At 49.2% G+C, this 1,154-nt stretch carries 1 protein-coding gene and 2 pseudogenes; 1 reads left to right on the plus strand and 2 read right to left on the minus strand.

The annotated features are described in order from the left end of the window. Nucleotides 1-426: pseudogene (locus QZ506_RS08340) on the plus strand (integrase core domain-containing protein); the annotation flags it as partial. Nucleotides 427-521: 95 nt separating this feature from the next. On the opposite strand, the gene QZ506_RS08345 reads toward QZ506_RS08340, so the two are convergent. Further along, nucleotides 522-1,073: a TfoX/Sxy family DNA transformation protein gene (locus tag QZ506_RS08345; RefSeq protein ID WP_367272990.1), complete on the minus strand. Its 552-nt coding sequence runs from the start codon at nucleotides 1,071-1,073 to the stop codon at nucleotides 522-524. Then, nucleotides 1,040-1,154, minus strand: a pseudogene (locus QZ506_RS08350) (IS5/IS1182 family transposase); the annotation flags it as partial. The pseudogene QZ506_RS08350 and the gene QZ506_RS08345, both read right to left, overlap by 34 nt.

The following is a 1,154-nucleotide window of genomic DNA, read 5'->3' on the forward strand; positions in this document are numbered from 1 at the left end:
ACCGATCACCGCCGCCGACCTGCTCAATGATCGCGTACTCCCGTTCTACGAGGCTCAGGGACTGCCGGTGCTGAGAATACTGACCGACAGGGGTACGGAGTACTGTGGTAAAGTGGAGCAGCATGATTATCAGCTTTATCGGGCTATCAACGATATCGAGCATACGAAAACGAAGGCGATGTCTCCGCAGACGAACGGCATCTGCGAGCGCTTCCATAAAACCATTTTGCAGGATTTTTATCAGGTACGTTCCGCAAGAAGTTATATGGAGACCTGGAAAGCCTGCAGGTAGATCTGGACAACTGGTTGTGGCATTACAATAATGAGTGAACTCATCAGGGAAAAATGTGCTGCGGGCGTACGCCGATGGCCACTTTACTCGATGGAAAACGGATCTGGGCAGAAAAGAATCTGAACCAGATGTAATCTGACAGACACCTGTATAAATAATCGGTAACTGTCAGTTCAGGCCTGAGCTAGTACACATCATTACCTTTGAAGATACCGCGCAAGTTGACGTTTCAGGTTTTAGGCAACGGCGCTGAATGGTGTTTATACCATTCAATCAGCTCGTTTCTTACCCCTTTTGGTAAAGCGGCCTGATGCGTTCTGCAAATCGCGCCCGCCAACGCCAGTAAAATATTCACACTGGCATGTTTACTGACAGCTTTTAACCTCAAGTAGTTCTCCTTTGCGCCGTATTGTTGCAGCTCGTCAGCATTTCTGATTCCCGCTTTCCATAGCATTCGCTCAAGATCGTGATTCAGATTGGGCAAATCCTTTAACCGTGTGCAGTGCTCACGCTCTGATTTGTCCTGTTCTGCGCCCTCAAGAGACATTTTGGCCAGTTGCAGCAGCTGAGTCGGTTCCTCCCATAAGACCTCCCCCACCAGATAGTAACTCAACGGAACGGGCATGCCCCGTTTGGTATAAACCAAGTGCTGCATATTCAGTGCAAGGAAATGAGGCTCACAGCGCTTGTTCGCGGCTTTGTTGAATAAATCAGAACCTGTAGACTGCGCCCCATACGGGTCGATTGTTACGTGATGCGAATACTGTTCGGCATTCCTAATAGCGTGATCCGGTTAAGCGCTTTGACCATGGCCATGGCTTCACCCACCTGAGCATCGTAGTCTCTCAGACTTAGATGACCA

This window comes from Candidatus Symbiopectobacterium sp., from assembly GCF_020054415.1.
Classification (GTDB): domain Bacteria; phylum Pseudomonadota; class Gammaproteobacteria; order Enterobacterales; family Enterobacteriaceae; genus Symbiopectobacterium.